Below are 13,178 nucleotides of genomic sequence, written 5' to 3'. Positions count from 1 at the left end.
CCATGGTCGACTCTCAGGATGGGTTCGTAGCGTGGGGGCATGATTCGAACGTCGCACGTCCTGCTCGCCACCGGAAGCCTCGCGGCGGACGCCGAGCCGCCCCAGGACGGGATCGTCGGTTATGTGAGCGACCTGGTGGAACGGCTGGGCGGGCCGGGCGCGGGCCTGGCGGTGGCGCTGGAGAACCTCTTCCCGCCGATCCCGAGCGAGGTGATCCTGCCGCTCGCCGGTTTCGTCGCCGGGCAGGGGCGGATGAGCGTGGTCGGGGCGATCTTCTGGACCACGCTGGGGTCGCTGGTGGGTGCCCTGGCCCTCTACTGGGTCGGGGCGTGGCTCGGTCGGGACCGGATCCGTGCGGTCGCGGCGCGGCTGCCGCTGGTGAAGCTCAGCGACGTCGACAAGACCGAGGCGTGGTTCGTGAAGCACGGCATCAAGGCCGTCTTCTTCGGGCGGATGATCCCGATCTTCCGGAGCCTCATCTCCATCCCCGCGGGGGTCGAACGGATGCCGGTGGCCACGTTCGCGCTCTACACCACGCTGGGCAGCCTGATCTGGAACACGACGTTCGTGCTCGCCGGCTACCTACTGGGCGACAACTGGCACCTCGTCGAGGGGTACGTCGGCGCCCTGCAGAACGTCGTCATCGTGGTCTGCGTGGCGGCCGCCGGCTGGTTCGTGGTGACTCGCGTGCGCCGTGCCCGACGTGCCGCCCGGGCACCGGGGGAGGACGCCACTGCGACGCCGACCGGGCCGGCGTACGGCGTCCCCGACCCGAGCGGTCGCGGCACCATCTACCGCAGCGGCGGGTGGGCCGACGAGGAGCGGACCCGCGGCGGAACGCACTGACACATCCCACCTGGCGGGCGGGCGTTCGGGCGGTGGGCCCGTTCGGCGCCGGCGCGTTCGGGCGCTCCGCCCGGCGGTCATGAAGCTATTGCGCCGACACGTCGGCGCCGAGGGCAATAAGTTCATGATCAGCGCGTCGGACGGTGGGCGGGCGGGCGGCGGGCGGTGGGCGTTGGGGGCGTTTGGGCGGGATGGGTCGGGCCGGGTGGCCAGCCGCAGGCCGGCCGGAGGGCTCGGGGGCCGAATCGGAGGATAGGGGCCTGGGTTGGATCGCGTCGGCCCCGTTGGCCCTGGCGGCGGGGACGCTTGGTGCCGGCCGTGACGTTGAGCCGGATTTGTCCGGCTTCGGGTCGGATCGGGTCGGGGCGTACAGGGCCCGGCCGCCCCTGCTGCGGATCAACGGGTCGCGTTGTGATCCGGACGGTGGATCGGGAGGAGTTGGCTGTAGATCTTGGTGAGTTGTGGCCCCTCTGGGGGCCTCAATCGTCCAAGATCTGCACTTGGTGCCTGGCCGGTGGTGGTGGCTGGTTGGGTGTTTGTCTGGTTTCGGGTGGGTGGGGTGTCGGGGTTTGTGGCGTGGGGTCCTGTGGTCGGGGCCACGGTGGGGTCGGAATGGTGGCTGGGTCGGGGGCGTTGAACAGTCTCTGACGGCCGAGGTAGCAGCCCTGGTTCCGCTGGCCCGCTGGGTTGGTGGGTGCGGGTGAGCGGCCCGGAATGATGGCCCCCCGCCTCGGTCGTTGGACATGGACCACGCGATCGGCGGGCCCCCGGGAATGACGGTGGGCTGCGGGTCGTTGGACATGGACCCGGCGATCGGCGGGGCCCCGGGAATGATGGTGGGCTGGCGGTCGTTGGATAGGGACCCGGCGCGGTGAGCCCCCCGGCTCGGCCAACCGCCGGAGAATTCTGGTCACGGTGAGCGCTGGCTCCCGGCCAACCCGGTCAGGTGCGGATCGTCGCCCGGACGAGCCCCCTTCGACCACCCAAGACTTTCCCCCTTGCTTTTCAGGGCGCCGGTTCCCCGGTGCCGTCCCTGTGCCGATCCTTTCCCCCTGGTCGGTGTGGGCTCCCCCGAGCATTGGAGCTTCTGTCATGAACACGATCATGCGTAAGAGCGTTCTTGGTATCGCTGGTCTGGCTTTCGCCGGTGGGATCGCCGGTGGTCCGATCGCCGCGCACGCCGCCACCCCGGCGGTGGACGCGAAGCCCGTCGCGGTGGTGCAGACCGACAAGGTTGATGCGGCGAAGTTGATCCCGCATGGTGTGCAGGGCGCGCAGTCGCACATCGACCTCAACGATGAGCAGGTCGGCAACGTGAAGGCGATCATCGCCGCCACGAAGAAGTCGGGCATGGACGAGCGGGCCGCGGTCATCTCGGTCGCGACGAGCCTGCAGGAGTCGAAGCTGGAGAACCTGGGCCACCTCGGCGACCGTAACGACCATGACTCGCTGGGTCTGTTCCAGCAGCGCCCCTCCTCGGGTTGGGGCACGCCGGAGCAGATCACTGACCCGATCTACTCGACCCAGGCGTTCCTGAAGGGTCTGAAGCAGGTCGACGGTTGGAAGGACATGCCGCTGACCGAGGCCGCGCAGACGGTGCAGGTGTCGGCCTACCCGGACGCCTACGCCCAGTGGGAGCAGCAGGCCGCCGACCTGGTCGCCCACTACTGGAACAGCTGACCACAGCAAGAACCACAGCCGCTGGCCGGCACCCCACCACAGGGGTGCCGGCCAGCGGCCTATCCGCACCCCGCATCGTTGCTCCTGCGGCCCGGCCGGTGGCAGGTGCCTGCACCGGCGATCCGGGGCGGTGCGGCCGGAGGAAAGCCGAGGATCGGCGGGTGGGAACAAGGGCGGGCGCGGGTAGGTTGTGTGCAGTGTCGGTGTGCCCAGTGTCCCCGGGCCTCACCTAATAAATGCCGTCGCGGACTACCGTTCGGCTGGAGCCGCGTTCGTGCCACTCGCCGCGAGGCGACCTGCACACCGACACCCCAGCGCCGCCCCCGACCACCCGGTCGGGGGCGGCGCTGTCTACCCGGCACCCCACCCCTCCAGCCCAGACCCCCGAAAGACCGGGACCCCCCCCGGAGGGTCACAAGATCTGACGGCGGATCAGGGTGGGCGGGGCCTTGGGCGGATGCCGAGCGGGGAGAATGCCGGGATGAGCGTCGAGGCATCGTGGAGTGGGCAGCCGGGTGTGGTCGTACTGCCGAGTGGAGCGGCGGTGCGGGGCCGGCGGATCGCCGATTCGGTCTCGGCGGCGGACTTCGCTCTGCTGCTGGCGTCGGGCCCGACCCCGGAGTGGCCGCACCGGCGGATCCGGTGGCCGGACTTCTGGGTGCCGGTGGACCGTGAGGACGCGCTGGACGCCCTACGGGAGGCGCTGCGCAGGGCGCGCGCCGGTGAGCGGGTGGAGGTGGCGTGCCGCGGCGGGCAAGGTCGTACGGGGACGGCACTGGCCGCGCTCGCCGTGCTGGACGGGCTGCCGGCCGCGCAGGCCGTCGACTGGGTACGCGCGAACTACCGCCCGCGAGCGGTGGAGACGCCCTGGCAGCGGCGCTGGCTGCGGCGCCTCACCTGACAGCGTTGACGGCGACCGGCCGGCAGCCAGGGGATCGAGCAGTCATCACCGACCGGCAGCCGCGGACGGGCCGCCGCACCCGCCGACGCTCCCCGGCCGCTCGCGCCCTACGCCCCGCGCTCGCGCCCCGCGCTCGCGCACGCGCTCCGCGCTCGTGCCTCCGGCCTGCGCCTCGCGTCCGTGTCCGTGCCCCTCACAGTCAGCGCAGCACGAGTAGGTCGAGGTGGTCGACGACGGGGCCGGAGTCGTCCCGGGCCGCCGCGCGTAGCCGCGCCAGGCCCGTCTCGTACTCGTCGTCGGTGATCAGCTGGAGCAGCGTGTGCGCCCGTCGGTCGAGGTGCGCGGCGGCCTCCGCCAGGGAGCGCGCGCTGGTCTGGGCCACGGCTTCGATCGTGCTCACCGGGAACCCGGCCGCCGCGAACGCCGACCGGACCCGCGCCACGTCGGGATAGCGGTCCAGGACGCGTACGGCCTCGGGGAACCACCGGAACAGGCTGATCCGCCGGTGCCGGCCGGGGAACGGCGAGCGGACGAGCACCGGGGCGCCCGGCCGCAGCACCCGCCGCAGCTCGTGGGCGGCCGCGTCGAGGTCGGGAATGTGATGGATCATCGTGGAGAGCCAGGCGGCGTCCATGGTGGAGTCGCGGAGCGGAAGACGGAGGGCGTCCCCGGCGAGCAGCGGCCGGTGCGACGCGCGGGACCGCATCGCGGCCGACGGCTCCACGCCCACCACCCGTACGCCGTACCAGTCGGTGAAGGCCGCCGCCCAGGCGCCCGTGCCGGCCCCGAGGTCGAGCACTGTGCCGGTACGCGGCCGCAGGTGCTGCTGCACGGCGTGCCGCCAGCGGTGCAGCCCGCTGTGGGGCAGTTCCCGGGTCGCGGCGAAAGCCGCCGCGTCGGTGTCGTCGTAGGAGATCAGGGCCACGCTCATCACCTCGCCACCGTCGTCGGGACACCCGCGCGATCGTCCCCTCGTTCTAGTCGTACGGTGACTCGCTGGCAACGGGTTGTGACCCGGACGATCTGCGGGACGGGCCGGGCCGCGCAACGATTCAGTAGCTCTGCAGGAGACGCCGGACGAGCCGCAGCACCGCGTACCAGGACGATTCCGGGTCGGCCACGGCGGACGGATCGGCCGAACGCATCCGGCGGAGCAGCCGATCCGCGGCCCCGTCCGGGTCGACTCCCTCGTCCGTGGCGGCCTCGGGGTCGTACTCGGGCCGTTCCTTCTCCAACTCGCGCAGGAAGAACGCCAGCGCGTCGACGCTGCTGTTGAGGAGGTGCGGCCCGCCGTCCTCCGGGACGCAGTAGACGATGCCGGTGGCCACGTCGACGACGACGTCGTCCATGCCGATCCCGCCCAGGGTCAGCCAGGTCGACATGTCGTACGGGCAGCGCGGGTGGCGCGCCGCGACGGCCTGCCACGCCGGGCCACCGATCCGGATGTCGCCGTCGAGGAGGTCCTGGGCCACCTCGAACCAGCCCACCTGATCCGGCAGACCCACGTCCCGCAGGAAGACCCGGGTCGGCTCGTGGGCGACGACGACGAGCGTCGCCTCGGTCAGCGTCACCAGCTCGTCCGGGTGGAACACCGACTCCAGCGCGGCTCGGTCGACCAGAGCGCTCATCGCCGCAACTCTGCCACCCGGGTCACCCGGCGGCGCGCCCACCCCGCGACCGCGCGCGTGCTCCTCCCTGGTCCGCCCAGAGCGGTCCGCGCCCGCCGATTAGGGTGGCGGGCATGAGAGTCCGGCTGCTGGCGAGCGTGGCGACCGCGGTCCTCCTCACCACCGGGCCGGCCGTCCCGGCATCGGCCACGCCGGCCCGCACGGTCATACCGGCCCGCACGGTCGCCGCGGCCCTCGCGGTCACGCCGGCAGCCGCGACGGGGACGGCACCCGCGACGGAGGCGGCACCCGCGCCGGGGACGACACCCGCTGGCGCCGCTCCCGCCACCAGCACCGCCGTCGCCTGCCCCCGGATGCCGGCGCCGAAGGTCTCCCGACCGCCGCGTCCGGTCCCGCCGCCCGGGATGCCCGAGGACCGGCTCGTGGGCGGCCCGGCGCTGGCCACGGCCGGGCTGGTCGCGCCCGCCGGTGCGCCGGCCCCACCGGCGACCACCGCGGTCTCGTGGCTCGTCGCCGACCTCGACACCGGCCAGGTGCTCGGCGGCTGCGGCCCACACGAGTACGGCACCCCGGCCAGCGTGCAGAAGCTGCTCCTGGCGGCCACCATGATGCCCCGACTCGACCCGAAGCAGGTCGTCACGGTCACCGACGAGGACATGGACATCGAGCCCGGGTCGTCGGCGGTGGGCCTGGTCGAGGGGGGACGGTACACGGTCGAGACGGTCTGGCTCGGCCTGCTGCTCAACTCCGGCAACGAGGCGGCCAACGTGCTCGCCCGACTCGGTGGGGGAGTCGACGGCGTGGCCGGCGGGGTGCGGGCCATGAACGAGTACGCGCAGCAGTTGGGCGCGCTCCAGACGCACGCCGTCACCCCCTCCGGGCTCGACGGGCCCGGTCAGTTCACCAGCGCGTACGACCTCGCGCTGATCGCCCGCGTCTGCTTCGCCGATCCCACGTTCCGGCGGTACGCGCTGACCGAGCGCACCCAGATCCCGGCCCAGCCGGCGAAGCGGACCAAGGGCTTCCAGATCCAGAACGAGAACCAGCTCATCTACCGCTACCCGGGCGCGTTGGGCGGCAAGACCGGCTTCACCGACCTGGCCCGGCACACCTACGTGGGCGCGGCGGAACGCGACGGCCGACGCTTGGTGGTCACCCTGCTGGGCGCCGAACCGCAGCCGAAGCGGGGCTGGGAGCAGGGTGCGGCGCTGCTCGACTGGGGCTTCGCGCTGCCCCGATCGGCCGAGGTCGGGCGGCTGGTCCAGCCGGGCGAGCTGCTGGCCGCTGCCTCGGCCGAGCCGTCCGCGCCCGTGGTGACCGCCGCGCCCCGACCGGCCGCGGCCACCCGGCCGGCCCGCGTCGACGTGGCCGGCACGTGGTGGACGGTGGCGGGAGCCGCTGCTGGCGTCGTCCTGCTGCTGGCCGGGTTGCTCTGGCGCCGCCGAGCCACCCGCCGCAGCACCCGCTGACGGACCACCCGCCGGGCCACGCGCCGCGACGTCCACCGCCGGGCCATCCGCCGGGATCCTCGTCGCCGGGTCACCCGCTGCGGGTAGCTGGTGCGGGTCGCATCGGCTTCGACCGTCGCCGTCGCCGTCGCGGTCGTGCGGATCGACAACGGTCGACGACATCCATAGACTCCGGTCGCTCTGGTACCACGAGTCCAGGAGGATGACCGTGTCGCGTGAACCCCGACCGCTGTCCGTGCCCGCCCCGCCGAGCCCGGCCCGTACGCTGACCCGCCTCGCGGGCGCCGCGCTGATCGCCGGGGTGCTGGTCACCGCCGGCGGTACCGCCGCCGTCGCCGCCCCGGGTGCCGCCGCCCCGACCGTCGCGCCGGCCGCCGTCGGCGGTGCGGACGGGCCGCGTACCACCAAGGGCCCCTGCGGCTACATCGCGACGCCCGAGGAACCGGCGGCGCGGCCGGTCCCGCTGCCGCCCGACCCTCGGCGTACGCCGGACCGGGGCACCGTGCGGGTCACGCTGCGCACCAACCACGGCCCGATCGGGTTGACGCTGGACCGGGCGGCCGCCCCCTGCACCGTGCAGAGCTTCCTGCACCTGACCCGGCACCACTTCTACGACCGGACGTCATGCCACCGGCTGACCGCGTATCCGACGCTGAGCGTGTTGCAGTGCGGTGACCCGTCGGGCACCGGCTCCGGCGGGCCCGGCTACCGCTACCGCGACGAACTGCCGACCGACCTGCCCCCGGCGCCCACCGACCCGACCGGCGTCCGCCGCCTGTACGCCCGCGGCACCCTCGCCATGGCCAACGCCGGCCCGGACACCAATGGCAGCCAGTTCTTCCTCGTCTACGCCGACTCGGCGCTGCGACCGAACTACACCGTCTTCGGCTCGGTGGACGCCTCCGGGCTGGCCACCCTCGATCGCATCGCGGCCGGCGGGATCGCGCCGACCGAGGAGGACCCCGCCCCGGTCGACGGCGCGCCCGCGCTGCCGGTGGACATCCGCACGGCCGTACGCCACCACCACTGACCGGTTGCCGTCGCCGCGCCGGCCGGCGTGCCCGGCGTGGCGACGGCCCGGCGCCGCCTCGGTCAGGTGTGCGCCCCGCCCGGGGGTGTCGCGGTGCTGTCCCGGACGACGAGCTCGGTCGCCAGCTCCACGCGGGGCGAGTCGATGCCCTCGCCCTGGGCCAGCCGCAGGACGGTGCGGGCGGCCAGGCGGCCCATCTCGACCAGCGGCTGCCGCACGGTGGTCAGCGGCGGCGACGCCCAGCGCGCCTCGGGCAGGTCGTCGAAGCCCACCACGCTCACGTCGTCCGGGACGCGCAGGCCCCGCTGCCGGATGGCCTCGTAGACGCCGAAGGCCATCTGGTCGCTGGCGGCGAAGATCGCCGTCGGCGGCGCGTCCAGGTCCAGCAGCGCGGTGCCGGCGGCGAAGCCGGAGGCGTGGTAGAAGTCGCCGGGGCGGATCAGCCGGTCGTCCAGCGGCACGCCGGCCGCCTCCAGCCCGGCCCGGTAACCGTCGAGGCGGGCCCGGCTGCACAGCAGGTGGGTGGGACCGGCGACGAAACCGACGCGTCGGTGGCCCAGCGACAGCAGGTGCTCCGTCGCGGCGAGCCCGCCGGCCCAGTTGGTGGCGCCGATCGTCGGCACGTCGATGGACGGCACGCCGGCCGGGTCGACCACCACCACCGGCACGTTGAGCCGGCGCAGCTGCGCGTAGAGCGGGGCGTCGACGTGGGAGGTCACGAAGATGACCCCGTCGGTCGCCCGGGCCCGCAGGTTCTGCAACCACTGCCGGGCCGCGGTGCTCTGGCGGTGGATCGCCGAGACGACGGTGCCGAGCCCCGCACCGTGGCCGACGTCCTCCACCCCGCGGATGATCTCCACGGCCCACGGGCTGTCGAGGTCGTTGAAGACCAGGTCGAGCAGGCCGGGGCTGCGCACCGCGCGGGTGACCCGGCGTCGGTAGCCGTGGTGGCGCAACAGCTCCTCGACCCGCTCCCGGGTGCCGGGTGCGACGTCCGACCGTCCGTTGAGCACCCTCGACACCGTCGGCACCGAGACCCCGGCCTCCCGCGCGATGGCGGTGATGGTCACCCTGCGTCCCTCGTCGGCGTCCACCGGCGTCTCCCTCCCCGCTCGGGGCCGGACCGGCGGCGCCGTTGCCGGAAGCCCCGCCGCCACTGCCCGTCCCGGTCATCTTGCCGCACCGGTCGGGCAGCTGGCGACATGGCGAAGCGCGCTCGAGCTCCGGTGTGGTTCCGGACGTAAGGCTGGGGCACAGCGGCATCCGTCCAGCCCACCCACAGGGCAAGCCATCTCCGATGGCATCCATCGGTGCGGCGGCCCCTCCGCAGGTTAGGAACTTTCGATGACAGCTGAACTCCGGGCCGTAGCCAACGTTATTACGGTAGCTCGCGGTGCATCGCTAGCTGTCGACGGCACTGCCCGCGCCCGTCGGCACTTCCTCCTCCCTTCTCCGTGGCGTCCCTGGTGCGGGCGCCGAAAGGACTCAAGATGCGAATTGCCGGTGCGGCTCGACGGGTGGCATCGACTGTGATCGCCCTCGGGGTTGCCGCAGGTGCTCTCGTTGCCGGCCCTACGTCCGCGGCCCAGGCATCCATCGGAACCGGGCGGATCCAACTCTGTGCGCAAGGAAACTACGCCGCGTATCTGACGATGTCGTCGCCCACTGGCGCCTGGGAGTCGGTACAGAGCCCCGACGTGGCACCCGGCAGCTGCGCGACCTGGAACATCGTGCGCGACAGCCGGTACACGGTGATCAACGTGTTCGGTAAGTACAACACCAAGAGCGGCAGCTTCTGGATCTACGGGCTGGACACGAAGCCCGACTTGTACGGGTACAAGTTGGCCGCACGGGGAACGACGGCAGACGGTGGACGCGTGGTAAGGCTTCCGAACGTCTAGACGACGAGAGGCCAACGCCCTGAGGAGTGGGCATGGCCGAAGGGTGTCGAGGATCCGTCTTCAACGGCCCACCTCGACACCCTCGGCCGCACCCGCCTGAAGGCCGATGTCCAGCCCGGCCCGGACGGCCTCAAGGGTGAGGATTGAGCCGTTTCGTCAGCATGTCGACCTCCTGCTCGACGCCCAGCTGCCACTCGACGGCCTGATCCGACTGACCCGACCCTCACGCACTGCTAGCCGCTCGCCCCGTCGGGGGCCGACGCGGTGCGGGCCGGGTCGGCGGGTAGGGGGCGCAGGACGCTCGGACGACCAGTTCGGTCGGCAGCCGGACGTGCGGGTCACGTTCGATGCCGCCGACGAGGTCGATGAGCATTCGCATCGCCTCCGCGCCCATCCGCTGCAGCGGTTGCGCGATCGTGGTGAGCTGCGGGGTGACCAGCGCCGACTCGGGGATGTTGTCGAATCCGATCACGGACAGGTCGTCGGGCACGGTGAGTCCCATGGCCCGCGCGACGTCCATCGTGGAGATCGCGGAGAGGTCGTTGCCGGCGAACACGGCGGTCGGCCGGTCGGGCAGTCCCAGCAGGTCCGCGGCCGTGGCGGCGGCGCTCTCGACGCGGAAGCCGCCGACCCGGACGAGCCGTTCGTCGACCGCGACGCCCGCGTCGGCCATGGCGCGCCGGAAGCCGGCCTCGCGCAGGCGCGCCGACTCGAGGTCCGCGCGACCGCTGATGTGGCCGATGCGGCGGTGCCCCAGCGACAGCAGGTAGTTGGTCGCGAGCACCGCCCCGGCGAAGTTGTCGGAGTCGACGGTGGGCAGCCCGGACGGGCCGGTGTGCGGGTCGACGGCCACGACGTGGAAGCCCTGCTTGGTCTCGACCACGGTCGGGGTGACGATCACGGCCCCGTCGATGAGCGTCCCGGACAGGCGAGCCAGCGAGCGCCGCTCCCAGCCGACGGCGGTGCCGTCGCCGTCACCGCCGGAGTAGGCCAGCAGTTGGTAGCCGGTGCCGGCGACCTCCTTCGACGCGCCCTTGAGCAGCTCGGTCGAGAACGGCTCGAACTCGGCGACCAGGATGCCCAGGACGTTCGTGCGGTGACTGCGCAGACTCTGCGCGCCCAGGCTGGCCTCGTAGCCGAGCTGGTGGATCACCTCCCGGACACGCTCCACGGTCGCCCGGGCGACGCCGTAACGACCGTTGACGACCTTCGACACGGTGGCCACCGAGACGCCGGCCGTACGGGCCACGTCCGACATCTTGACACGCTCGGGGAAGGTCACGCCGACGATGATAGAGGGCCAGAGGGGCCCGTTCGCGAGGGAGTCGAAAACGTTATCGACAACGGTTGACACCCCGTTACAGGACTGTAAAACTCGCCGCACCTAATTCCGCCACTGCTAGTCGAGGAGACGTGTCGATGGCGATGAAGCACCGTGCGAAGGGCGCCCTGGCGCTGTTCGCGACCACCGCACTGCTCGTCGCCGGGTGTAACGGCGGCGACAGCGAGGAATCCGCCGAGAACGAGCTCTACAAGAACCCGGTGACCCTGACCTGGTGGCACAACGCCTCCCAGGACGGGCCTGGCAAGACGTACTGGGAGAAGGTCGCCAAGGACTTCTCCGCACTGCACCCGACCGTCACGATCCAGATCGAGGCGATCGAGACCAACCAACTCCAGCGCACCCGGCTCCCCGCCGCGCTGCTGAGCAGCGACCCGCCGGACATCTTCCAGGCGTGGGGCGGCGGCGAGATGCGCGAGCAGGTGGAGGCCGACTACCTCAAGGACATCACCGACCAGGTCAAGACCGAGGTCGCCAACATCGGCAGCGCGACCGAGATCTGGCAGGTGAACGGCAAGCAGTACGGCCTGCCGTACCGGATGGGCATCGAGGGCATCTGGTACAACAAGGACATGTTCGCGCAAGCGGGCATCACCGCTCCGCCGACGACGTTCGAGGAGCTGAACCAGGCGGTCACGAAGCTCAAGGCCATCAACGTCATCCCGATCGCCCTCGGCGCCGGTGACAAGTGGCCCGCCGCGCACTGGTGGTACAACTTCGCGCTGCGCGCCTGCTCCGTCGACACGCTGAAGAAGGCCTCCGTCGACCTGGTCTTCGACGACCAGTGCTTCGTGAAGGCCGGCCAGGACCTGAAGGCCTTCATCGACACCAAGCCGTTCCAGCCCAACTTCATCGCCACGCCGGGCCAGAACGACCCGACCAGCGCCAACGGCCTGCTCGCCAATGGCAAGGCGGCGATGGAGCTGATGGGCGACTGGAACCGGGGCACCCTGGAGACCGTCTCCGCGAACCCGGAGGCGCTCACGAAGTTCCTCGGCTGGTTCCCGGTGCCGGCCATCAGCGGCTCCGCCGGTGACCCGAAGGCGGCTCTCGGTGGCGGCGACGGGTTCGCCTGCGCCAAGAACGCTCCGGCCGAGTGCGTCGAGTTCCTCAAGTACATCGTGAGCCCCGAGGTGCAGAAGGGCTACGCCGAAACCGGCACCGGTCTGCCGGTCGCCAAGGGGGCGGAGTCCGGCGTCGTCGACCCCTCCCTGAAGTCGGTTCTGGAGGCCACCTCCAGTGCGACCTACACGCAGCTCTGGCTGGACACGGCCTTCGGCAGCACGGTCGGCACCGCGATGAACGACGGCGTCGTCGCCATCTTCGCCGGCAACGGCACGCCGGAGAAGGTCGTCGAGGCGATGAAGGCGGCCGCGAAGAAGTGACCTCCACCAACCCGACCCGGATCCCCGTCGGCGGCGCGGACGCGCCGCCGGCGGGCGCCCGGCCGGCCCGGCGCTCGTCCGCCCGGGCGGCCGAGACCAGACGCAAGTGGTACGAGATCATCGGGCTCACCACGCCGGCGATCGCCGTCTATGTGATGTTCGTGCTGGTGCCGATGGGCTTCGCGGTCTACTACAGCCTCTTCCGCTGGCGTGGCATCGGGCCGCCCACCGACTTCGTCGGCTACGACAACTACGTCCTGGCCTTCCAGGACCCGATCTTCCTCGACGCGCTGCGCAACAACGCCATCATCGTGGTCGGGTCGCTGGTGATCCAGGGGCCCATCGCCGTGGCCGTGGCACTGCTGCTCAATCGACGCTTCCGCGGACGCGCCGCCTTCCGGCTGCTGGTGTTCGTGCCGTACGTCCTCGCCGAGGTCACCGTCGGCATCATGTGGAAGCTGCTCCTCACCGGCGACGGCACCGTCGACGCGCTGCTCCGGCAGCTCGGTCTGGGCAGCTTCGTGCAGGCGTGGCTCGCCGACCTCGACGTCGTGATCTGGACGATGCTGTTCGTCCTCACCTGGAAGTACGTCGGCTTCGCGATCATCCTCCTGCTCGCCGGCCTGTCGAACGTGCCGCCCGAGCTGACCGAGGCCGCCGCGATCGACGGCGCGAGCTGGTGGCAGACCCAGCGCCACGTCATGCTCCCGCTGCTGGGACCCACGTTCCGGATCTGGATGTTCCTGTCGATGATCGGTTCGTTGCAGGCCTTCGAGGTGATCTGGGTGACCTCGGTGCCCGCGGTCCGCTCGCTCGGCGCCTCGGCCACCATGGCCACCTACATGGTGGACAACGGCTTCTTCGCCCGGCTGTGGGGCTACGGCAACGCCGTCGCCGTGATCCTCTTCGTCATCTCGTTCATCGCGGCGCTGCTGTTCCAGCGGTTCCTCCTGCGTCGCGACATCGAGGGCGCCGTCACCGGAAGGAGGAACTGAC

Annotated in this window: 12 protein-coding genes; 8 read left to right on the top strand and 4 right to left on the bottom strand. The window is 71.9% G+C overall.

What is annotated here, in order from left to right; genetic code table 11:
• The first annotated feature begins 39 nt into the window (after window positions 1–39).
• From ACIBTV_RS12715 to ACIBTV_RS12705, 3 genes are all read left to right on the top strand, one after another.
• Window positions 40–846 carry a DedA family protein gene (locus ACIBTV_RS12715; RefSeq protein WP_396704241.1) on the top strand — a complete coding sequence of 269 codons (807 nt, stop codon included), beginning with the start codon at window positions 40–42 and terminating at the stop codon, window positions 844–846.
• A 1,092-nt stretch (window positions 847–1,938) separates the two neighbouring features.
• Window positions 1,939–2,526 (top strand): hypothetical protein, encoded by a 588-nt coding sequence (locus ACIBTV_RS12710; RefSeq protein WP_396704239.1) that lies wholly within the window; start codon window positions 1,939–1,941, stop codon window positions 2,524–2,526.
• 481 nt (window positions 2,527–3,007) lie between these two features.
• On the top strand, window positions 3,008–3,427 hold the full coding sequence (locus ACIBTV_RS12705; protein ID WP_396704237.1) for a protein-tyrosine phosphatase family protein: 420 nt from the start codon (window positions 3,008–3,010) through the stop codon (window positions 3,425–3,427).
• 199 nt (window positions 3,428–3,626) lie between these two features.
• On the opposite strand, the gene ACIBTV_RS12700 is transcribed toward ACIBTV_RS12705, so the two are convergent.
• Together ACIBTV_RS12700 and ACIBTV_RS12695 are read right to left on the bottom strand one after the other, a co-directional pair.
• Entirely contained in the window at window positions 3,627–4,352 is a 726-nt protein-coding gene (locus ACIBTV_RS12700; protein WP_396704439.1) for a class I SAM-dependent methyltransferase, read from the bottom strand.
• Window positions 4,353–4,479: 127 nt separating this feature from the next.
• The gene (locus ACIBTV_RS12695; protein ID WP_396704235.1) at window positions 4,480–5,055 is read right to left on the bottom strand and encodes an SUKH-4 family immunity protein; all 576 of its coding nucleotides are present in this window, start codon (window positions 5,053–5,055) and stop codon (window positions 4,480–4,482) included.
• Between the two features lie 206 nt (window positions 5,056–5,261).
• On the opposite strand from ACIBTV_RS12695, the gene ACIBTV_RS12690 reads away from it, so the two are divergent.
• The gene (locus tag ACIBTV_RS12690; protein ID WP_396704437.1) at window positions 5,262–6,524 is read left to right on the top strand and encodes a D-alanyl-D-alanine carboxypeptidase family protein; all 1,263 of its coding nucleotides are present in this window, start codon (window positions 5,262–5,264) and stop codon (window positions 6,522–6,524) included.
• Window positions 6,525–6,732: 208 nt separating this feature from the next.
• On the top strand, window positions 6,733–7,554 hold the full coding sequence (locus tag ACIBTV_RS12685) for a peptidylprolyl isomerase (RefSeq protein WP_396704233.1): 822 nt from the start codon (window positions 6,733–6,735) through the stop codon (window positions 7,552–7,554).
• Window positions 7,555–7,616: 62 nt separating this feature from the next.
• Here ACIBTV_RS12685 and ACIBTV_RS12680 read toward each other — a convergent pair whose 3' ends face one another.
• Complete coding sequence (locus ACIBTV_RS12680; RefSeq protein ID WP_396704231.1) at window positions 7,617–8,648, bottom strand: LacI family DNA-binding transcriptional regulator; 1,032 nt, start codon at window positions 8,646–8,648, stop codon at window positions 7,617–7,619.
• 396 nt (window positions 8,649–9,044) lie between these two features.
• Here ACIBTV_RS12680 and ACIBTV_RS12675 point away from each other — a divergent pair, with 396 nt between their 5' ends.
• Window positions 9,045–9,455 carry a hypothetical protein gene (locus ACIBTV_RS12675; protein ID WP_396704230.1) on the top strand — a complete coding sequence of 137 codons (411 nt, stop codon included), beginning with the start codon at window positions 9,045–9,047 and terminating at the stop codon, window positions 9,453–9,455.
• Between the two features lie 223 nt (window positions 9,456–9,678).
• On the opposite strand, the gene ACIBTV_RS12670 is transcribed toward ACIBTV_RS12675, so the two are convergent.
• Complete coding sequence (locus ACIBTV_RS12670) at window positions 9,679–10,737, bottom strand: LacI family DNA-binding transcriptional regulator (protein WP_396704228.1); 1,059 nt, start codon at window positions 10,735–10,737, stop codon at window positions 9,679–9,681.
• 137 nt (window positions 10,738–10,874) lie between these two features.
• Between ACIBTV_RS12670 and ACIBTV_RS12665 the strand changes: the two genes are divergently transcribed.
• Window positions 10,875–12,182: an ABC transporter substrate-binding protein gene (locus ACIBTV_RS12665; RefSeq protein WP_396704226.1), complete on the top strand. Its 1,308-nt coding sequence runs from the start codon at window positions 10,875–10,877 to the stop codon at window positions 12,180–12,182.
• Window positions 12,179–13,177: a carbohydrate ABC transporter permease gene (locus tag ACIBTV_RS12660; RefSeq protein ID WP_396704224.1), complete on the top strand. Its 999-nt coding sequence runs from the start codon at window positions 12,179–12,181 to the stop codon at window positions 13,175–13,177. The genes ACIBTV_RS12665 and ACIBTV_RS12660 overlap by 4 nt, the downstream gene beginning before the upstream one ends.
• The last annotated feature ends 1 nt before the right edge of the window (window position 13,178 follow it).

The sequence above is a fragment of the Micromonospora sp. NPDC049366 genome, assembly GCF_044466625.1.
Lineage (GTDB): Bacteria > Actinomycetota > Actinomycetes > Mycobacteriales > Micromonosporaceae > Micromonospora.
The sequence above is the reverse complement of the archived record's forward strand: the minus strand, read 5'-3'. Positions and strand labels throughout refer to the sequence as shown.